At 40.4% G+C, this 18236-nt stretch carries 20 protein-coding genes; 13 read left to right on the top strand and 7 right to left on the bottom strand.

Annotated features, from left to right (window positions below; genetic code table 11):
* Positions 1 to 23: 23 nt before the first annotated feature.
* Both odhB and lpdA read left to right on the top strand, forming a co-directional pair.
* The gene (gene odhB / locus ABD915_RS01225) at positions 24 to 1247 is read left to right on the top strand and encodes a 2-oxoglutarate dehydrogenase complex dihydrolipoyllysine-residue succinyltransferase (RefSeq protein ID WP_345114019.1); all 1224 of its coding nucleotides are present in this window, start codon (positions 24 to 26) and stop codon (positions 1245 to 1247) included.
* A 32-nt stretch (positions 1248 to 1279) separates the two neighbouring features.
* Positions 1280 to 2686: a dihydrolipoyl dehydrogenase gene (gene lpdA / locus ABD915_RS01220; protein WP_345114017.1), complete on the top strand. Its 1407-nt coding sequence runs from the start codon at positions 1280 to 1282 to the stop codon at positions 2684 to 2686.
* Between the two features lie 146 nt (positions 2687 to 2832).
* On the opposite strand, the gene ABD915_RS01215 is transcribed toward lpdA, so the two are convergent.
* Both ABD915_RS01215 and ABD915_RS01210 read right to left on the bottom strand, forming a co-directional pair.
* Positions 2833 to 4071: a saccharopine dehydrogenase family protein gene (locus tag ABD915_RS01215; RefSeq protein WP_345114014.1), complete on the bottom strand. Its 1239-nt coding sequence runs from the start codon at positions 4069 to 4071 to the stop codon at positions 2833 to 2835.
* A gap of 57 nt (positions 4072 to 4128) precedes the next feature.
* On the bottom strand, positions 4129 to 5226 hold the full coding sequence (locus tag ABD915_RS01210) for a carboxynorspermidine decarboxylase (RefSeq protein ID WP_345114011.1): 1098 nt from the start codon (positions 5224 to 5226) through the stop codon (positions 4129 to 4131).
* Positions 5227 to 5397: 171 nt separating this feature from the next.
* Here ABD915_RS01210 and ABD915_RS01205 point away from each other — a divergent pair, with 171 nt between their 5' ends.
* The 7 genes from ABD915_RS01205 (at position 5398) to mnhG (ending at position 12089) form a co-directional block, all read left to right on the top strand.
* The gene (locus tag ABD915_RS01205; protein ID WP_345114405.1) at positions 5398 to 5859 is read left to right on the top strand and encodes a BA14K family protein; all 462 of its coding nucleotides are present in this window, start codon (positions 5398 to 5400) and stop codon (positions 5857 to 5859) included.
* A gap of 178 nt (positions 5860 to 6037) precedes the next feature.
* On the top strand, positions 6038 to 8959 hold the full coding sequence (locus tag ABD915_RS01200) for a monovalent cation/H+ antiporter subunit A (protein ID WP_345114008.1): 2922 nt from the start codon (positions 6038 to 6040) through the stop codon (positions 8957 to 8959).
* Entirely contained in the window at positions 8959 to 9300 is a 342-nt protein-coding gene (locus ABD915_RS01195) for a Na+/H+ antiporter subunit C (protein ID WP_345114005.1), read from the top strand. Before ABD915_RS01200 ends, ABD915_RS01195 begins: the two co-directional genes overlap by 1 nt.
* Positions 9300 to 10922: a monovalent cation/H+ antiporter subunit D gene (locus ABD915_RS01190; protein ID WP_345114003.1), complete on the top strand. Its 1623-nt coding sequence runs from the start codon at positions 9300 to 9302 to the stop codon at positions 10920 to 10922. The genes ABD915_RS01195 and ABD915_RS01190 overlap by 1 nt, the downstream gene beginning before the upstream one ends.
* Positions 10919 to 11404, top strand: coding sequence for a Na+/H+ antiporter subunit E (locus ABD915_RS01185; RefSeq protein WP_345114001.1), 486 nt, complete (start codon positions 10919 to 10921; stop codon positions 11402 to 11404). Before ABD915_RS01190 ends, ABD915_RS01185 begins: the two co-directional genes overlap by 4 nt.
* Positions 11401 to 11682 (top strand): K+/H+ antiporter subunit F, encoded by a 282-nt coding sequence (locus ABD915_RS01180; protein WP_345113999.1) that lies wholly within the window; start codon positions 11401 to 11403, stop codon positions 11680 to 11682. The genes ABD915_RS01185 and ABD915_RS01180 overlap by 4 nt, the downstream gene beginning before the upstream one ends.
* A complete protein-coding gene (mnhG, locus tag ABD915_RS01175) occupies positions 11679 to 12089 on the top strand; it encodes a monovalent cation/H(+) antiporter subunit G (protein ID WP_345113996.1) in 411 nt (136 codons plus the stop codon). The genes ABD915_RS01180 and mnhG overlap by 4 nt, the downstream gene beginning before the upstream one ends.
* Before the next feature lie 17 nt (positions 12090 to 12106).
* Here mnhG and ABD915_RS01170 read toward each other — a convergent pair whose 3' ends face one another.
* The 5 genes from ABD915_RS01170 to ABD915_RS01150 form a co-directional block, all read right to left on the bottom strand.
* Positions 12107 to 12502, bottom strand: a complete 396-nt coding sequence (locus ABD915_RS01170) for an MliC family protein (RefSeq protein ID WP_345113993.1) — start codon at positions 12500 to 12502, stop codon at positions 12107 to 12109.
* Positions 12503 to 12519: 17 nt separating this feature from the next.
* Positions 12520 to 12915 (bottom strand): MliC family protein, encoded by a 396-nt coding sequence (locus ABD915_RS01165; protein ID WP_345113990.1) that lies wholly within the window; start codon positions 12913 to 12915, stop codon positions 12520 to 12522.
* A complete protein-coding gene (locus ABD915_RS01160) occupies positions 12912 to 13064 on the bottom strand; it encodes a hypothetical protein (RefSeq protein WP_345113987.1) in 153 nt (50 codons plus the stop codon). The genes ABD915_RS01165 and ABD915_RS01160 overlap by 4 nt, the downstream gene beginning before the upstream one ends.
* Before the next feature lie 261 nt (positions 13065 to 13325).
* Complete coding sequence (gene aroB, locus ABD915_RS01155) at positions 13326 to 14459, bottom strand: 3-dehydroquinate synthase (protein ID WP_345113985.1); 1134 nt, start codon at positions 14457 to 14459, stop codon at positions 13326 to 13328.
* Positions 14434 to 15066: a shikimate kinase gene (locus ABD915_RS01150; RefSeq protein WP_345113982.1), complete on the bottom strand. Its 633-nt coding sequence runs from the start codon at positions 15064 to 15066 to the stop codon at positions 14434 to 14436. Before ABD915_RS01150 ends, aroB begins: the two co-directional genes overlap by 26 nt.
* A gap of 97 nt (positions 15067 to 15163) precedes the next feature.
* On the opposite strand from ABD915_RS01150, the gene ABD915_RS01145 reads away from it, so the two are divergent.
* The 4 genes from ABD915_RS01145 (at position 15164) to ABD915_RS01130 (ending at position 18083) form a co-directional block, all read left to right on the top strand.
* The gene (locus ABD915_RS01145) at positions 15164 to 15325 is read left to right on the top strand and encodes a hypothetical protein (RefSeq protein ID WP_345113979.1); all 162 of its coding nucleotides are present in this window, start codon (positions 15164 to 15166) and stop codon (positions 15323 to 15325) included.
* Entirely contained in the window at positions 15322 to 16260 is a 939-nt protein-coding gene (locus ABD915_RS01140; protein ID WP_345113976.1) for a site-specific tyrosine recombinase XerD, read from the top strand. Before ABD915_RS01145 ends, ABD915_RS01140 begins: the two co-directional genes overlap by 4 nt.
* Before the next feature lie 78 nt (positions 16261 to 16338).
* Entirely contained in the window at positions 16339 to 17295 is a 957-nt protein-coding gene (locus tag ABD915_RS01135; RefSeq protein WP_345113973.1) for an acetyl-CoA carboxylase carboxyltransferase subunit alpha, read from the top strand.
* Positions 17296 to 17333: 38 nt separating this feature from the next.
* Positions 17334 to 18083 (top strand): L,D-transpeptidase family protein, encoded by a 750-nt coding sequence (locus ABD915_RS01130; RefSeq protein WP_345113970.1) that lies wholly within the window; start codon positions 17334 to 17336, stop codon positions 18081 to 18083.
* Positions 18084 to 18236 lie beyond the last annotated feature (153 nt).

Raw genomic sequence — 18236 nt, 5'->3', positions numbered from 1 at the left:
ACTCTGATGTATGGAAAAATATTATGACTACTGAAATCCGTGTTCCTACTTTGGGCGAATCAGTTACCGAAGCAACAGTTGGTAAATGGTTTAAAAAGCTTGGTGAAGCTGTGGCTGTAGATGAACCCTTGGTTGAATTAGAAACCGATAAGGTGACCGTTGAGGTTCCTTCGCCTGTTTCGGGAAGATTATCTGAAGTTATTGCAAAGGAAGGCGATACGGTTGAAGTGAAAGCTCTGTTAGGTTTGGTTGAAGCTGGAGCTGCTGGTGTTTCCCAATCATTTTCACCTTCTGCTACACCTGTGCCGGAAATGTCATCTGAACTAAAGCAGCCTTCTTCAAGCAGTACAATGCCTCCTGCTCCTTCAGCCGCAAAATTGATGGCTGAAAATAATATCGCAAAAAGTGATCTTTCAGGTTCTGGAAAACGTGGACAAATTCTCAAAGAAGATGTTCTTGGTGTCTTAGCACAAGGAATAAAAACGCCACCTCCTGTTGCTCCTACAGTTAGCTCTGTACCTAGCTCTTCAGTAGCTCCTGTTCAAGATACGCGTGAGGAGCGGGTTCGTATGACAAAATTGCGTCAAACGATTGCTCGCCGCCTTAAAGATGCACAGAATACAGCGGCAATGTTAACCACATTTAATGAGGTTGATATGTCCGCGGTAATGGATTTGCGCAAGCGTTATAAGGATATTTTTGAAAAAAAACATGGTGTTAAACTTGGTTTTATGGGATTTTTTACCAAAGCTGTTTGCCATGCCTTAAAAGAACTTCCTGCTGTTAATGCAGAAATTGATGGAACAGATATTGTTTACAAAAACTATGTCAATGCCGGAATTGCTGTTGGAACGGATAAAGGACTTGTCGTTCCGGTGGTTCGTGATGCGGATCAGATGTCACTGGCAGAGATTGAAAAAGAAATTGGCCGTTTAGGTCGTCTTGCTCGTGATGGGAAATTAGCAGTTTCTGATATGCAGGGGGGAACTTTTACCATTACCAATGGGGGGGTTTATGGGTCATTAATGTCAACGCCGATTTTAAATGCACCACAGTCTGGTATCTTGGGAATGCACGCAATTAAAGAACGCGCAGTGGTCGTTGGGGGACAAATTGTCATTCGTCCCATGATGTATCTGGCACTTTCTTATGATCATCGTATCGTAGATGGGCAAGAAGCTGTGACTTTCCTTGTACGTGTGAAGGAAAGTTTGGAAGATCCGGAACGCCTTGTTCTTGATTTGTAAAAGTACAGTTTTCAGGATGAAAGGAAAAACGGATGTCTTATGATGTGGTGGTGATCGGGGCTGGTCCAGGAGGATATGTAGCAGCAATCAAAGCAGCGCAATTGGGGCTTAAAACAGCGATTATTGAAAAGCGTACAACACTAGGTGGTACATGTCTTAATGTTGGCTGCATTCCTTCAAAGGCATTATTACATGCTTCGGAAGTCTTTGCTGAAACGCAACATGGTTTTGAAACGCTTGGTATTTCTATTGCAAAATCTAAGCTTAATCTTGAGCAGATGATGGCGCATAAAAAAGCTGTTGTAACAGCCAATACCAGTGGTGTTTCTTTTTTGATGAAAAAAAATAAAGTTGACACTTTTTTTGGCACAGCAAAAATTTTAGGCGCAGGTCAAATTGAAGTTGTCGCTAGGGATGGTCGCCAACAGACGATTGCAACAAAAAATATTATTATTGCTACAGGTTCAGAGAGTTCAAGCATTCCTGGTGTGAATGTTGAAATTGATGAAAAGGTTATTGTATCTTCTACTGGAGCACTTGCTCTTGAAAAAGTACCAACGCGCATGATTGTCGTTGGGGCTGGTGTTATTGGTTCAGAGCTTGGTTCGGTTTGGAGCCGCTTGGGTGCTAAAGTTACCATTATTGAATATCTTAATAAAGTTTTAGGAGCGATGGATGGTGAAGTTTCACGGCAGTTCCAAAAAATAATGGAAAAACAGGGGATTGAATATAAGACTGGTGCAAAAGTAACAGCTATTACGCAATCTGGTTCAATGGCTCAGGTGACTTTTGAGGCTGTTAAAGGCGGTGCATCTGAAACTTTAGAGGCTGATGTTGTGCTCATTGCTACTGGACGTTCTCCGTACACGGAAGGTCTCGGTTTGGTTGAAGCGGGTATCCAGTTAGATGAGCGCGGCTTTATTGCCATTGATGCGCAGTGGCAAACCAGTATTCCAGGAATTTATGCGATTGGTGATGTCGTTAAAGGACCAATGTTAGCGCATAAAGCAGAAGAAGAAGGCGTGGCTGTAGCAGAAATTTTGGCTGGTCAAAAAGGACATGTTAATTTTGATGTCATTCCTAGCGTTGTTTATACACAGCCGGAAATTGCCAGTGTAGGAAAAACAGAAGAAGAACTGAAAGCTGCCGGAATTGATTATAATGTTGGAAAGTTTCCTTTCATGGCTAACGGTCGTGCACGTGCAATGCAAAGGAGTGATGGGTTTGTTAAAATACTTGCCGATAAAAAGACAGATCGGGTTTTGGGCGGGCATATTCTCGGATTTGGCGCTGGTGAAATGATTCATGAAATTGCAGTTTTAATGGAATTTGGTGGTTCATCAGAAGATCTGGGGCGTTGTTGTCATGCGCATCCTACTTTATCAGAAGCCGTGCGGGAAGCAGCTTTGGCGACATTTGCTAAACCACTTCATATCTAGGAAAGCTTTTTTAAAGGGTCCCCTAATACTTCTTGAAGAAGAGTGGGAATGCATTTTATTTTTGCACTTGATGGATTGCTTATTAAAAAACCACTCTTAAGAAAGAGTGGTTTTTTTGTATCTCTCATTGTTACATAAAAATAAATTTAAAATTGTAATTTTTTCTCTTCTTGATTTTCTCTTATCCAAGTGGAAAGCCCCATATGATCAAGATGTTTAAGAAAAGGACGCGCTGGTAATTCTTCTATATTAACCATGGTTTTAATATTCCATTCGCCGGTGGCAATGAGAATGGCAGCAGCGGCGGCTGGTACACCAGCTGTATAGGAAATACCTTGTGAACCAGTTTCGTTAAAAGCTTGTTTGTGATCGGCTATATTATAGATAAAAATTTCTCTCGGGTTTCCATCTTTTTCGCCTTTAATAAGATCTCCAATACAAGTTTTTCCTGTATAGTCGGGTGCTAAAGAAGCCGGATCGGGCAAGACAGCTTTCACAACTTTTAGGGGTACGACTTCTTGACCTTCTGCCGTTTTAATAGGTTGTTCGGATAAGAGTCCAAGATTTTTTAGAACCGTAAAAACAGTGATATAACGTTCACCAAATCCCATCCAGAAACGGACATTTTCTACATTGAGATTTTTAGATAATGAATGAATTTCATCATGTCCTGTCATATAAGCTTTTTGTTTTCCAACAACGGGAAGATCCCATTCATGGCTGACTTCAAACATTTTATTGGAAACCCATTTTTTATTTTGCCATGACCATACTTGGCCTGTAAATTCTCGAAAGTTAATTTCTGGATCAAAATTTGTGGCAAACCAGCGGCCATGATTTCCGGCATTAATATCAATAATATCAATATCGGTGATCGTATCAAAATAATTATCGCGCGCTAACGCTGCATAAGCATTCACAACGCCTGGGTCAAAACCTGCTCCTAAAATGGCAGTTATACCAGCTTCTTCACATTCTTGACGTCGGGGCCATTCATAATTGCCATACCAAGGAGGTGTTTCACAAATTTTTAATGGGTCTTCGTGAATTGCGGTATCGATATAAGCGCATTTGGTTTCAATACAAGCTGAAAGAACAGACATATTAAGAAAAGCGGAGCCAACATTGATAACAATTTTGCATTTGATCTTTTGGATAAGCTTTACAGTTTCTTCCACATTCATTGCATCGAGTGTATAGCTCTTAAGAATGCCTTCTACTTTCATAGCTTTTTTGTCTTTAATGGATGCGATAATTGCTTCACATTTTTTGAGTGTTCGTGAAGCAATATGGATCTCACCGAGAATATCATTGTTCTGGGCGCACTTATGTGCAACAACTTGTGCAACACCTCCAGCACCGATAATGAGAACATTTTTCTTCATTTCGAGGGTATCTCCTTATTAATATTGTCGCATGATGTTTTTTCGTATGCCATTTGGTTAAGACAAACTCTTTTGATAGTCATTATAGCTGAATTGACGCTGAATTTTTAAGGTTCCATCATATTCTTTGATGACAATGGCAGGCATTGCAACGCCATTAAACCAATTCTTCTTAACCATTGTATAACCTGCGGCATCTTGAAAAGATAGCCTATCACCTATTTTAAGAGGTTCAGGGAACCGAAATGTCCCAAAAATATCACCAGCAAGACAGGATTTTCCACAGATCATAATTTCATGAGGACCTTGATTAGGTTCTAATTTGGCATTTTCGCGATAAATTAAAAGATCAAGCATATGAGCTTCAATTGAGCTATCAACAACGGCAAGGTTTTTTTCATTATATAATGTATCAAGAACACTTACTTCCAGTGTTGTGCTTTTGGTAATAGCGGCTTCTCCTGGTTCCAGAAAAATGGTGACACCGTGGGTTTGAGAAAACTTTTTTAAGCGTTCTGAAAAAGCTTCTAGAGGATAATTTTCAGCGGTAAAATGAATGCCACCACCAAGGCTTATCCAATCAACCGCGGCGAAAAGTTCTGCAAATTTTTCTTCCATGTGATCAAGCATTTGGTTAAAAAGATTAAAATCAGCATTTTCACAATTATTATGAATCATTAAGCCGTTGATGAGGGGTAAAACTTCTTTAATCGCACTTTGATCGATTTCACCCAAGCGGCTAAAAGGGCGGGAGGGATTAGCAAGATCAAAATTGGATGCGCTGATTCCTGGATTTAACCTTAAGCCTCGTTGAATGGTCTTTGTAGCGTTAGCAAAACGTTGAAGCTGTTGGATGGAATTAAAGATGATTTTATCTGCATAGCCACAGGCTTCATCAATTTCATGATCTGCCCAAGCCACCGAATAGGCATGGGTTTCTTTGCCAAATTTTTCTCTTCCTAAACGCAATTCATAAAGCGAGGATGATGTGGTTCCATCCATATACTCAGACATTAAATCAAAAAGACTCCATGTGGCAAAGCATTTCAAAGCAAGTAAAATTTTTGCTCCCGACATTTCTCGTAAGCGCGTGATGGTTTCCATATTCCTTATGAGTTTAGATTTATCGATAAGATAATAGGGAGTTTTAATCATTGTTTATTCATTCTTTTTTGAAGGATCTTATTCTTGAGATCAACGTTTAGTACATGGAGTAGCAGAATGTCTCAAGCGAAAAAGAATTATCAATAGAGAATCTGTTTTCGTTTCGTGATGGAGATATTATCTGTAATCCAATTTTGGGTCAGTTGTCGTGAGATTTATATTATGCCTATGATGAAAAGTTTGTATTATGCTTTGATTATCACGTTTATCGGAAGTGTTTTGATAATAATAACAAATATTACTGGTTCTGCGCAAAAAAATAATACTGAAGTGAAGGAATTTCGCCAATCTTCAGTTGAGGAGGATTGGAGCCCTTTGGTTGTTACAGGACGAAAAGAACTTAATGGTTTCAAAGGTTATCGTCATTATCGGCGTGGTTATCGTAAATACAATGATAATTGGTGGTATCCTGAAGAGGCATTCGTTTCATTTTCACGTTTAGACGAAAAACATGTGCCATTAAAAGCAGCCTCAACTTCTCTACAGAAAAAAGAGCCATGGATGCTTAAAGAACATATTGAATCTTGTCGTGCGCGTTATCGTTCTTACAATAAAAATGATAATAGTTATCAACCTTTTCATGGACCTCGTAAACAGTGCCTTTCTCGCTTTTTAAAAGGATAGAAAATGTTAAAGATGAAAAATTTTAAGACATTTTGCGCGTTGAAAAGCTTTTTTTTGAAAATTTTAAATGCTTTTAAGCTTTATTAAATCTTACTATTGTAAGTGCAGAATGGGGTGGTAGCAATAAACTTTCATTTTGTCGATGACAAAATGTTTGGGACAGAATGGAGCTTAAAGAATGACAACACGGGAAGCAATGTTGGTATTGCTCGTTTTGCTTCCCTTTGGTGGAAGCGCCATTATTGGCTTTTTTCGTTCGACAGCAAAAAATAATGAAGCGTGGTTTGCTGGGATTGTCGCGCTTATCAGTCTTCTTTTTACGATAATGCTGTATCCGGCAGTTCGCGGAAACTGCATGGTGCGTTTAGATATTTCTTGGCTTCCAGAATGGGGCGTTGATTTGATCCTCCGTATAGATGGTTTGTCGTGGCTTTTTTGCTTGCTTATTACAGGAATTGGGCTGCTTGTTGTCATTTATTCACGTTATTATATGGATCCAGCGGATTCTGTGCCGCGGTTTTTTTCTTTTTTTCTAGCCTTTATGGGATCCATGATGGGAATAGTCTTATCAGGCAATCTCGTCTTTTTGGTTATTTTCTGGGAACTTACTAGTATTTTTTCTTTTTTGTTGATCGGCTATTGGTACCATAATGCAAGTGCGCGTGAGGGGGCGCGTATGGCTTTGACAATCACAGGTTTTGGCGGTTTTGCCCTTTTTATTGGGGTTTTGTTGATTGGGTATATTGTTGGCAGTTTTGATTTGGATAAGGTGCTGCAGTCTGGAGATATGATCCGGTCAAGTTCTCTTTATAATCCTATCCTTATTTGTATTTTATTGGGAGGGTTAACAAAAAGTGCACAGTTTCCTTTTCATTTTTGGTTGCCTAATGCGATGGCTGCTCCAACGCCCGTATCGTCTTATTTGCATTCGGCAACAATGGTAAAAGCGGGATTATTTTTGTTCGTTCGTTTATGGCCGGTCCTCTCTGGAACGGAATCTTGGTTTTGGCTGGTTGGTTTTTCAGGACTCTCGACACTGCTGCTTGGTGCCTATTTTTCCATGTTTCAGCAAGATTTGAAAGGACTGCTTGCTTACTCAACCATTAGTCATCTTGGATTAATTACCACGCTTTTAAGTCTTGATAGCCCACTTGCATGTGTTGCAGCGATCTTCCATATGGCCAATCACGCTACTTTTAAAGCTTCCTTATTTATGGCAGCCGGTATTATTGATCATGAAACGGGAACACGTGATATGCGTAAACTGACAGGGCTTTATCGCTCTATGCCTATTACTGCGACTTTGGCTTTGGTAGCAAGTGCAGCGATGGCTGGAGTTCCTTTGTTGAATGGTTTTTTATCGAAAGAGATGTTTTTTGCTGAAGCGGTTGAAACGCATATGGAATCATGGCTCGATTGGATTGCGCCCTATGTGGCAACACTGGCTAGTCTGTTTAGCGTGACCTATTCTATACGTTTTATTCATGGCGTTTTTTTAGGACCAAAACCGGTCAATTTACCAAAAACCCCCCATGAACCACCGCATTTCATGCGTTTACCAATGGAACTTCTGGTGTTTATTTGTTTGGCAGTTGGTATTTTTCCTAATTTAACTATAGGACCTATTTTAGATAATGCGGTCGTGTCTGTTTTAGGACCAATGACAACCCCTTATAGTTTGGCTGTTTGGCATGGGTTTAATACTCCATTAGTGATGAGTTTGGTGGCTTTACTAGGAGGCGGATTGCTCTATGTTGTTGGTCATCGTTATTTTTTATCCTGTGATGATGGAGCTCCTTTTTTTCGTCATTTGAAAGGAACGCGTATTTTTGAACGTATGCTTGTGATTATTTCTTGGAAATGGGCACGTGCGGTGGAGGCTGTTTTGTCAACACGCCGATTGCAGATACAGTTGCACTGGATTTTTTGGGTGTGTTTTGCATTTGTTGGTCTTTTACTTTGGTGCGATGGTTTCATTGTAGCTGGGGCATTACCACTTGTTCCACTTGATATCCCGTTTCTTGCTCTTTGGTTAGTGGGCGGATTATGTGCACTTTTAGTTGCTTGGCAAGCAAAGTTTCACCGTCTTGCATCACTCATGCTGTTGGGGGGAGCCGGTTTGATGACTTGTGCAACCTTTTTATGGCTTTCTGCACCTGATTTAGCAATAACACAATTGGTTGTTGAAGTTGTAACAGTTGTCTTATTATTGCTTGGTTTACGGTGGTTGCCTAAACGTTTGCATAATCCTACTCCAACGTCTGTTGGTTTTGGGGTACGCTTGCGTCGTATCCGTGATTTCATCATAGCCCTTGTGGGAGGTGCTGGTGTAGCATGGCTCTCTTTTGTAATGATGACACGCCCTCAAGGTACAACGATTTCTGATTTTTTTCTCACCAAGGCTTACTCTGAGGCTGGTGGTCGCAATGTTGTGAATGTGTTGTTGGTTGATTTTCGTGGTTTTGATACCATGGGAGAAATTGTCGTTTTGGGTATTGTTTCCCTCACTGTGTTTGCCCTTTTACGACGCTTTCGTCCTGCTCCTGAAAGTATTGATGCGCCTTTTCAACAACGTATTCAGAAAGCCTTTGATATGGCACAACCTCATCGAAACGTGGGGGATACAATGTTGAATTATCTCACTGTGCCTGCTGTTATTATGGGGTGGCTCTTTCCCATTATTATCACTTTTGCCATTTATTTATTCATGCGAGGGCATGATCTGCCAGGAGGCGGATTTGTCGGTGGTATTACTTTGGCGATAGGATTTATTTTACAATATCTTGCACGCGATATCCGGTGGGTGGAAACGCATTTGAGAGTTTTACCTTTGCGTTGGATAGGCTTTGGCTTATTGTTGTCAGTAGGAACGGGGATGGGCTCTTGGTTTTTTGGATATCCTTTTTTAACATCCTTCTTTCGATATATTCATCTTCCGTTAATTGGGAAAATTCCTATGGCATCTGCTTTTTTGTTTGATTTTGGTGTGCTTTCTCTTGTGTTAGGAGCAACTGTGCTCATTTTAATTGCACTTGCACACCAGTCAATTCGGAGTTACCGAATCGGTAATAAACCTGTTTTTAAAGAGAAGGAAAATTAATGGAAATTGTTCTTTCTTTGGGTATCGGTGTGCTTGTCGGATCAGGCGTTTGGCTTATTTTACGTCCACGCACTTTTCAAGTTATTCTTGGTTTGTCTTTGATATCCTATGGTGTTAATCTTTTCATGTTTTCAATGAGTAGACCGCGTAGTAATGCTGCGCCAATTGTTGATCCTACTACTACTATTAATCCAGCTAATTATGTCGATCCTTTGCCACAAGCCTTGGTTTTAACTGCGATTGTGATTGGTTTTGCAACAACAGCTTTATTTTTAGTTATTCTTCTGGTTTCACGCGGCTTAACGGGTTCAGATCACGTTGACGGACGTGAGGTGCAATAATGGAAGTAGGAGCGCGCCATCTCCTTATTTTGCCTATTCTTTTGCCATTAAGCACTGGAGCTGTTCTGCTTTTCTATGATGAACGGCGTCCAAAACTTAAATCATTGATTAGTCTTTTTTCTGCGGGATTGTCGGTCGTTATTGCTGTTTTATTGATTATGCGTACTCTTGAAATAGCGCCGGCTGCAGATATTTATCGACTTGGCAATTGGCCCTCTTCCTTCGGGATTGTTTTAGTCCTTGATCGCTTAAGTGCTATGATGCTTTTACTTTCAAGCTTGTTGGTGACTAGTGCGCTGATTTTTGCGCGGGCTCATTGGTATAAAGCTGGTTCTCATTTTCAGTCATTGATGCAGTTTTTTATGGTGGGGATAAATGGTGCTTTTTTGACCGGTGATTTATTTAATTTATTTGTGTTTTTTGAAGTGATGTTAACCGCTTCCTATGGACTTGCTTTGCATGGTTCTGGTCAGACACGTGTGCGTGCAGGGTTGCATTACGTCGTGGTTAATCTTGTTGCTTCATTATTTTTTTTGATTGGTACAGCACTCATTTATGGAGTCGCTGGTACTCTTAATATGGCCGATTTGGCTGTTAAAATAAAATATATATCTTCTACAGATATTGTTTTGTTCGAAATGGGTCTTGCACTTTTAGGTATTACTTTTTTGCTTAAGGCGGGCATATGGCCACTTAATTTTTGGTTGGTGCCGACTTACAGTGCAGCTGTGGCGCCCGTGGGGGCTTCTTTTGCACTTTTGAGCAAGGTGGGTGTTTATATTATTTTACGTTTAACGCTGCTATGGTTTGGTCCTGAAAATGAACATTTTAACCATTTTGGTCATACTGTTTTATTTTATGGTGGGCTAGCCACTATGATTTTTGGGTTTATTGGGGTGTTGGCGAGCCAAGTTTTGGTGCGTTTGGCAGCTTATAGCGTTCTTGTCTCTTCTGGTACATTGTTAACCGCGATCGGGATCGGTAATACAGAACTGACAGCAGGTGCACTTTTTTATATTGTTTCCTCAACTTTAGCACTTGGCGCTTTTTTCCTTTTGGTAGAGTTGGTTGAACGCTGTCAAGATGTGGCTGCTAATGTTCTGGCTGTCACAATGGAGGTGTATGGCGATGATGAAGAGGAGGAAGAAGATGAAGTCGGCACTTATTTTCCAGTAACCTTGGCAATTCTTGGAGCTTGTTTTGGTATATGTGCTATTTTGATTATTGGATTACCACCTTTTTCTGGTTTTGTTGCTAAATTTATGATGTTCATGGCAGCTTTAAACCATAGTAGAGAGGATCTTTCTGCCTCTCTTCCGGTGTACCATGATTGGCTTTTTGTAGTTTTTGTCACCCTCTCTGGTTTTGCGGCTTTGATTGCACTGACACGAACGGGTATCCGAACTTTTTGGGTTTCTCTTGAAGGCCGCGTTCCCCGTGTACAAGTGATAGAATTCGCGCCTATTGCCGTTCTCCTTGCTTTGTGTTTTCTTATAACAATTGTAGCTGGTCCTGTTAGTCATTATATGTCTGAAACTGCTAAGACTTTATATAATCCTCAGAATTATATTGGGAGCGTTTTAACGGATGTTCCTCCCGAAAATAGGGAGATGAATAAATGAATCGTTTTTGTCCTTCTCCTTTTTTAAGTGGTGTTATTGTCCTTATGTGGCTTATTTTAAATGGTTTTAGTTTAGGGCAATTGCTTTTAGGGATTATAACAGCTTTGTTTTGTGGTCGGATGATAAGGCTTCTTGAGCCGGAGAGAGCTGCTATTAAAAGCTGTAGTGCGGTTTTTCGCCTTGTTTGTCGGGTATTGATAGATTCTATATCTTCAAATTTTTCGGTGGCCTGGTTTGTTTTAACTAAAAGATCTCGAAAACAGAAATCTGGTTTTATTGTAGTGCCTCTTTTACTCCACAATCGCACTGCTTTGGCTATTTTAGCATGTATCCTTTCGGCAACTCCGGGAACTGCTTGGGTCGCCTACAACAGCAAAAAGAGTGAGCTTTTGCTTCATGTCTTAAATTTAAAAAATGGATATGATTATAAACAGTTGATAAAGCAACGCTATGAGCAATTGCTTTTGGAGATTTTCTCATGAGTATGGTGATTCTTTATTGGGGGCTTTTTCTCTCGCAGTTTTTTTTAAGTATAGCGATGATCCTCGCATTGTTTCGATTGATCCGTGGTCCACGGGCACAGGATCGGATTGTTGCTCTTGATGCTCTTTATGCAACCACTATTCTTTTGTTTCTTACATTCGATATCCGGTCAGGGACAACCATTTACTTCGTAGCAGCTCTCATTATTGGGTTGTTGGGCCCTATCTCAAGTATCGCTTTGGCGAAATTTCTTATGCGGGGGGAGATTATTGAATGAAAGATGATGTGTCGCTTGTGGTTGCTATTGCTATTACGGTCTTCTTAATATTAGGGTCTGGATTGACACTGATCGGGACGATAGGCTTAGTGCGTTTTTCCAGTTTTTATGAACGTTTGCATATGCTTTCAGTATGTACGAGTTGGGGCGTTGGTAGCATTCTCATCGCTTCATTTCTTTATTCAATATTTGTGGACCATTATTTTGTTTTTCATGAAGTGTTGCTGATGTTTTTTTTGTTTTTAACAGCACCGGTAGCTTCCATGTTGCTCTCACATACAGCGGCTTATCGACATCATTCAGAAGATCAGTCAGAAAAACCGCTGGCTCTTTTACTCCATCAGACAGAAGAAAAATTATCCATGTCAGAAGGAATATCAAGCGATGAGAGCCAAAACGGTTTTTGAAATGTAATAGCTTTATTTTACTCTGTGCTTTTTTCTTCTACACAGTGGATGGGCTTTTCTTCTTTTGGATCATTAATGAGATCGTAAAGTATGACTTCATTTTTAGTTGTCCACCAAATATATTGGCCTCCCACATATTTTCCTCCAGAAGCGGCAATCACATTAGAACCAATGATGCGCTTACCTTTTTTCCATTTTAAATCAACGAGCGCAATATTGCCAGCATTATGATAGGTCGCTTCAACATGCTCGTTGCTTGTTCCCATATCGCATTGATAGGAAATAGTTTGAGTTGTTGGTTCTGGATCGTCTGGTACCTCAATGACTAAAGAGCCTGCAAAAGCACTTATTGAGCTAAACAGCGACAAACTTAAAACGACTAAAAACCGTAAATTAAAAAAAGTTTTTTTCATAATATTTCCTGAGCTATTTAGAATAATAATATTGATTCATCCTTACAGAGGATGGGTTTTTTTTCTTCTGGATCATTAACAAGGTCATAAAGCGTGACTTCTTTGTTATTTTCCCACCAGATATACTGAGCTCCTGCATATTTTGCTCCTGTGGCGGCGATAACATTGGAAGCAATGACGCGATCACCTTTCCATTTGAAATCAACCAACGAAATATCGCTAGCATTAAGATAGATTGCTTCAACGCGTTCTTTACCTGTTCCAGTATCGCACTGATAGGCAATGGTCTCTGTTTTTGGTTCTGGACTATCTGGTACCTCAATGATTAAAGAACCAGCTAAGGTATTGTTTGAGTTGAAGAGTGATAAACTTAAAGCGGCGAAAAATCCTAAAATGTGTAAAGTTTTTTTCATAATGCTTTCCTATATTGCGCATCAACGAATAATTTGACTGATACGATGGTGTCTACGGCAGGATTCGAACCTGCGACCCCAGGATTCATACCACTTCGATTTTCACCGCCAGCTTTACAGACTGTTTGTGGTCTGGACTGTCTCTTCACCTTGAAGCTTACGCTCTTTAGGTGCTGCCCGTTCAGTCTCTACACCTTCCTCCCTTTTGAAAAGAGGCTTGGCTCGGGATTGGCATATAGTTTCCCATGAAGCTTTCCCCGAATTTGAGCAGATCCACTTTGAGGATTTCTCCTTAAGGCGCCCAATTCCTTTTAGGAATCCTGTGCTCTATCCTACTGAGCTACGCAGACATCATCATACTCATTCCTTTAATAGAAGTATAAAAACGAATCAATTATATTCAATATGAATTAACGAATTTCTGCTAATTTTTGTTCCAGAAAAGTCAAAACTGCGTCTGGAGAGACATTTTTTGCAATAAATGATTGGCCAAGTCCATGTGTTAAGATAAAGGTCAAATTGTTTTGCGAAACTTTTTTATCTTGAGCAATAAGAGTCATCAGTGTTTCAGCATCTGGTAACTTGCCTGGGATATCCTTGAGCTGTGTAGGCAATCCTATAGCTTTAAGATGTGCTTCAATGCGCTGTATAAGTGTGGGGGGTATTAAATTTAGGTGAGCAGAAAATTGATGCGCTAGAATCATCCCAATTGCTACAGCTTCGCCGTGGATTAAACGGTTCGAGTCATAAGTGGTTGCTGTTTCAAGCATGTGTCCAAATGTATGACCAAGATTTAAGAGTGCACGTTCTCCTGTTTCGTGTTCATCGCGTGTTACAATGTTAGCTTTAAATTGGCATGAGCGGACAATGGCTTCTGTTCGTATTGGCCCATTAGAAAAAATTTTTTGCCCGTTTTTTTCAAGCCATTCAAAGAAATCAGGCTGGTTAATGAGACCATATTTTACCATTTCCGCGTAGCCAGCGCGAAATTCGCGCGGTGGTAGAGTATCAAGAAGACACGTATCAGAAATGACGCATTGCGGTTGATAAAAAGCACCAATAAGATTTTTACCATATTGGCTATTGATGCCAGTTTTTCCACCAACAGAGGAATCAATTTGTGCAAGAAGCGTTGTGGGTACCTGAATGAAGTTCATACCGCGGCGGATAATACTGGCAGCAAAACCTCCTAAATCACCAATGACACCACCACCAAAGGCAATAACACAATCACCTCTTTCTAGTCGCGCTGCAAGAATTTTATCGATTACAGTTTGTAGGGTTGAAAATGATTTTGATTGCTCCCCCGCCTCTACAACAATTGGAACAGTATGGATTTTGTTTTTTGTTAACTCTGCCTGCAATGTATCCAAATGGAGAGATGCAACATTTGTATCTGTAACAATTGCCAAACGCGTCTGATGAAAATCTTTTTGGTTAAGAGAATGTTTAATCTGTGAAGCAGCTTGCGTAATCAGACCCGGACCAATGATGATATCGTAACAGTGTTTGTCCAGTTTAACAGTGATGGTTTTGGTTTGCATGCTGGTTGTCCCCATTGTTAATTTCTGTGTATAGGTAATGCTGTACAGATCGTATAACATTTTGTGCTACGGTATGGCGGCTTTCTTTATGACTGTTAATTGTTAAGTTTGCCTTTGCATAGATAGGATAGCGCTGTTCCATGAGTTGTTGCATGGTTTCTTTTGGGTTTTCTGTTAGAAGGAGGGGGCGTGTTGGGTGCTTTGAGACACGTTTCATGAGGATATCAAGATCAACTTTAAGCCATATGGATATCCCATTTTTATAAATGGCTTGTCGGATATTTTCATTTATATAGGCACCACCGCCCGTTGCTAAAACAAGGGGCCTTTTTTTCATGAGGTTTAGAATAATACGCTGTTCAAGGGCACGAAATTCTGATTCACCATAAACCTCAAAGAGTTCCGTGATGGTCATTTGCGCAGCTTTTTCAATTTCTTGGTCAGAATCATAAAAGGGTAAATGGAGCATGGTGGCGACGCGTTTGCCTATCACTGATTTGCCTGCTCCCATAAGACCGACAAGGACAAGTGCTCGTTTATCAAGAGACGATAAGAGCTGATTCTTTATTTGTGTTATTGGGATATGTTTTGGTCGATTACTTTTCATAGTTTTATTTCGGCATTTATCTGCTTTAAAGTCAATTCCTGTTAATCTTTGTAAGGCATAATACGAGATAGAATATTTTGGGGTAGGTTATTATCATATGCCAACATTGACGAGACTTGTGGTGATTCTTTTCATTTTGCTTTCTGTTTTTTTTATTATAATGGGCGCTCTTGTCGTCTGGGTTGAACCAGTAACTGTGGATATGTATATCGATGTTCCCTTGGATTCATGGAATCTTTCTGCGGAAGCAAATCAATGAAAAGTGATGCTGTGATAGATCGTTTTCTTGAAATGATGAGTGCAGAGCGAGGCGCTTCTGCTCATACGCTTGCAGCTTATCAACATGATTTACAGTGGGCGCAAGACGAATTGTCTTCACACTCTGTTTCGCTTTTTTCAGCACAAAAAGAAGATTTAATTGGTCTTTTGTCGCTTATGCATACTTTGGGTTTTGCAGCATCTTCGCAAGCCCGTCGTTTATCAACTTTGCGTCAGTTTTATCAATTTCTTTATGCAGAAGGATTGAGAGGAGATGATCCCTCTCATGATATTGATGCACCTCGTCAGGGGCGCCCTTTGCCCAAAATTATGAGTGAGGATGCGGTGACAAAATTGCTTGATTTTGCGGAATTAGAAGTAAATCAAGCAGATTATGGGTCCAAAGATTATTTTCGTGCATTGCGTCTTCAGCTATTGATTGAAATGCTGTATGCAACAGGCCTACGTATCAGTGAGTTGGTGAGTTTGCCGGTTCAGTCTGTCCGAGAGAAGGAGTACAGCATTTTAGTTCGTGGTAAGGGAAAAAAAGAACGAATGGTGCTCTTATCAAAAAAAGCATGCCAAGTTCTTTCGCAGTGGTTAAACTTGCGTGATCAGGGAAAAAATGCTGCAAGTCCTTATCTTTTTCCTGCGCATTCAGAGACAGGATATATTGCTCGACAAGTCGTTGCACGGGAGTTGAAAAATCTCGCCAGAAGAGCAGGAATAAAAAGTGATAGCTTTTCTCCCCATGTGTTGCGCCACGCTTTTGCTAGTCATCTTTTGCAAAATGGTGCTGATTTGCGTGCTGTGCAACATTTGTTAGGTCATTCTGATATTGCTACCACTCAGATTTACACACATGTGTTGGAAGCAGGACTTTATCGTTTAGTTAATGAACATCATCCACTTGCCGATGAGCTGAAGACTAGGTAAAGAGAAGAAGATGTTTTTGAAAAATACTTTATAAAGCGAATTATAAGTGTATAACTTACACCAAATAAGTTGGGTGCAATGTATAATTATCTTGATTTTGAAAAACCGGTTGCTGATCTCGATGGGAAAATTCTCGAATTAAAAAAGATTTCTGAGGAAGAAGGCAGTCTTGATATGAGCGATGAGATTGCGCGTCTTGAAGCACGATCGCAAACGGCATTGCGCGATATTTATAAAAAATTATCACCGTGGCAAAAAACACAAGTGGCACGCCATCCCGATCGTCCCCATTTTATGGATTATTCTGCGCGATTATTGACTGATGTTACACCTTTGGCAGGAGACCGAAAGTTCGCTGAAGATGAGGCTATTCAAGCGGGATTCGCACGCTTTAAAGGTGAAGCAGTTGCTTACATAGGTCAGGAGAAAGGTCACGATACGCAAACACGGTTGCGCTATAATTTTGGTTCTGCACGTCCAGAAGGGTATCGTAAAGCTGTACGTATCATGGAAATGGCTGATCGTTTCGGTTTGCCACTCCTCACTTTTGTCGATACGGCAGGCGCTTATCCTGGTGTGAGTGCTGAAGAACGGGGGCAAGCAGAAGCAATTGCACAGTCAACAGCGGCAACTTTGCGCTTAAAAGTTCCTGTTGTTTCGGTTGTTATTGGAGAAGGGGGGTCAGGGGGAGCAATAGCAATTGCTGCAGCCAACAAAGTTTATATGTTGGAGCACGCGATTTACTCTGTTATTTCACCAGAAGGGGCAGCTTCTATTTTATGGCGTGATCCAGCTCGCGCAAAAGATGCTGCAATGAATATGCGTATTACTGCACAAGATCTGTATCGGTTAAAGATTATTGATGGCATTATTCCGGAGCCTTTAGGGGGAGCACATCGAGGCAAAGAAGCTGCGATTGAGGAAACAGGCAATATTATCTCTGCTGCTTTGGAAGATATGGTTGGTAAAGATGGTGAAGTTCTTAAACAAGAACGTTGGGAAAAATATCTTCAAATTGGTCGGTCTCTAACATAAGTCATTTTTTGTGAGGGGATGGATTGGAGTTTTATTTGATGACATTCAACAGATTCCTTGGGGCATGTGTTTTGTTTGCAATGGGAATATTGGCGGCATGTGAGGGAAGATTGCCAGCTTCTATTCGTGCTAAAGTTGAGCAGCCGTTGCCAAAAGAAATCCAAAATAGAATGGCTTTGTACAATATCGATCCGTATGCACCTATTATGATGCGGTTTTTTAAGCAAGAAAATGTTGCTGAAATTTGGAAGCAATCTCGTTCAGGGACTTTTATGCTGGTGGCCCGCTATGGAATTTGCAAATGGTCGGGCCAGCTTGGACCTAAATATAAGGAAGGGGACTTTCAGACACCAGAAGGTTTTTATACTATTAGTGCCAACCAAATGAATCCTTATTCAAAATATTATCTTTCCTTTAATATAGGTTTTCCAAATCTTTACGATCAGGCAAATGGTCGCACAGGACAGTATCTTATGGTTCACGGTTCTTGCTTTTCCGCAGGATGTTATTCCATGAGTGATAAAAATATGGCACAGATTTATGCTTTTGCACGGGACGCTTTTAAAGGTGGACAGAGAGAGTTTCAGTTGCATGCTTTTCCTTTCCGCATGAGCGATGCAAATATGGAGCGTCATCGTACCAGTCCACATTATCAATTTTGGGTAATGCTTAAAGAAGGTTATGATTTTTTTGAGGAAAATCGTATACCGCCAACGGTTGATGTTTATGAAAAACGTTACGTTTTCAATCATAGCGTTGATAAGAATGCTCGTGTTTTAACACCTTGAGCGTCATCTTATCGTAAAATGGAACTCCGTTCTATCAAACTTACGTAAATATTCTCATTTCTGATTACATCTACTGTTGATTTCCTGCTTCTTCGAGGCTGGTTTCACCAAAGTCACAAGACATTGGCCAGAGCCTTCCTCTCCACAGGCTGA

The sequence above is a fragment of the Bartonella jaculi genome (genome assembly GCF_039543045.1).
GTDB classification, from domain to species: Bacteria; Pseudomonadota; Alphaproteobacteria; order Rhizobiales; family Rhizobiaceae; genus Bartonella; species Bartonella jaculi.
This window is presented reverse-complemented; position numbering and strand designations above follow the sequence as displayed.

Excerpts from the sequence above, each read along its gene's own strand:
- mnhG (WP_345113996.1), top strand. The coding sequence starts at position 11,679 with ATGAAAGATGATGTGTCGCTTGTGGTTGCTATTGCTATTACGGTCTTC.
- ABD915_RS01135 (WP_345113973.1), top strand. The coding sequence starts at position 16,339 with ATGTATAATTATCTTGATTTTGAAAAACCGGTTGCTGATCTCGATGGG.
- ABD915_RS01130 (WP_345113970.1), top strand. The coding sequence starts at position 17,334 with ATGACATTCAACAGATTCCTTGGGGCATGTGTTTTGTTTGCAATGGGA.
- ABD915_RS01215 (WP_345114014.1), bottom strand. The coding sequence starts at position 4,071 with ATGAAGAAAAATGTTCTCATTATCGGTGCTGGAGGTGTTGCACAAGTT.
- ABD915_RS01200 (WP_345114008.1), top strand. The coding sequence starts at position 6,038 with ATGACAACACGGGAAGCAATGTTGGTATTGCTCGTTTTGCTTCCCTTT.
- ABD915_RS01170 (WP_345113993.1), bottom strand. The coding sequence starts at position 12,502 with ATGAAAAAAACTTTTTTTAATTTACGGTTTTTAGTCGTTTTAAGTTTG.
- odhB (WP_345114019.1), top strand. The coding sequence starts at position 24 with ATGACTACTGAAATCCGTGTTCCTACTTTGGGCGAATCAGTTACCGAA.
- ABD915_RS01165 (WP_345113990.1), bottom strand. The coding sequence starts at position 12,915 with ATGAAAAAAACTTTACACATTTTAGGATTTTTCGCCGCTTTAAGTTTA.
- lpdA (WP_345114017.1), top strand. The coding sequence starts at position 1,280 with ATGTCTTATGATGTGGTGGTGATCGGGGCTGGTCCAGGAGGATATGTA.
- ABD915_RS01145 (WP_345113979.1), top strand. The coding sequence starts at position 15,164 with ATGCCAACATTGACGAGACTTGTGGTGATTCTTTTCATTTTGCTTTCT.
- ABD915_RS01190 (WP_345114003.1), top strand. The coding sequence starts at position 9,300 with ATGGAAGTAGGAGCGCGCCATCTCCTTATTTTGCCTATTCTTTTGCCA.
- ABD915_RS01205 (WP_345114405.1), top strand. The coding sequence starts at position 5,398 with ATGCCTATGATGAAAAGTTTGTATTATGCTTTGATTATCACGTTTATC.
- ABD915_RS01140 (WP_345113976.1), top strand. The coding sequence starts at position 15,322 with ATGAAAAGTGATGCTGTGATAGATCGTTTTCTTGAAATGATGAGTGCA.
- aroB (WP_345113985.1), bottom strand. The coding sequence starts at position 14,459 with ATGCAAACCAAAACCATCACTGTTAAACTGGACAAACACTGTTACGAT.
- ABD915_RS01150 (WP_345113982.1), bottom strand. The coding sequence starts at position 15,066 with ATGAAAAGTAATCGACCAAAACATATCCCAATAACACAAATAAAGAAT.
- ABD915_RS01180 (WP_345113999.1), top strand. The coding sequence starts at position 11,401 with ATGAGTATGGTGATTCTTTATTGGGGGCTTTTTCTCTCGCAGTTTTTT.
- ABD915_RS01185 (WP_345114001.1), top strand. The coding sequence starts at position 10,919 with ATGAATCGTTTTTGTCCTTCTCCTTTTTTAAGTGGTGTTATTGTCCTT.
- ABD915_RS01195 (WP_345114005.1), top strand. The coding sequence starts at position 8,959 with ATGGAAATTGTTCTTTCTTTGGGTATCGGTGTGCTTGTCGGATCAGGC.
- ABD915_RS01210 (WP_345114011.1), bottom strand. The coding sequence starts at position 5,226 with ATGATTAAAACTCCCTATTATCTTATCGATAAATCTAAACTCATAAGG.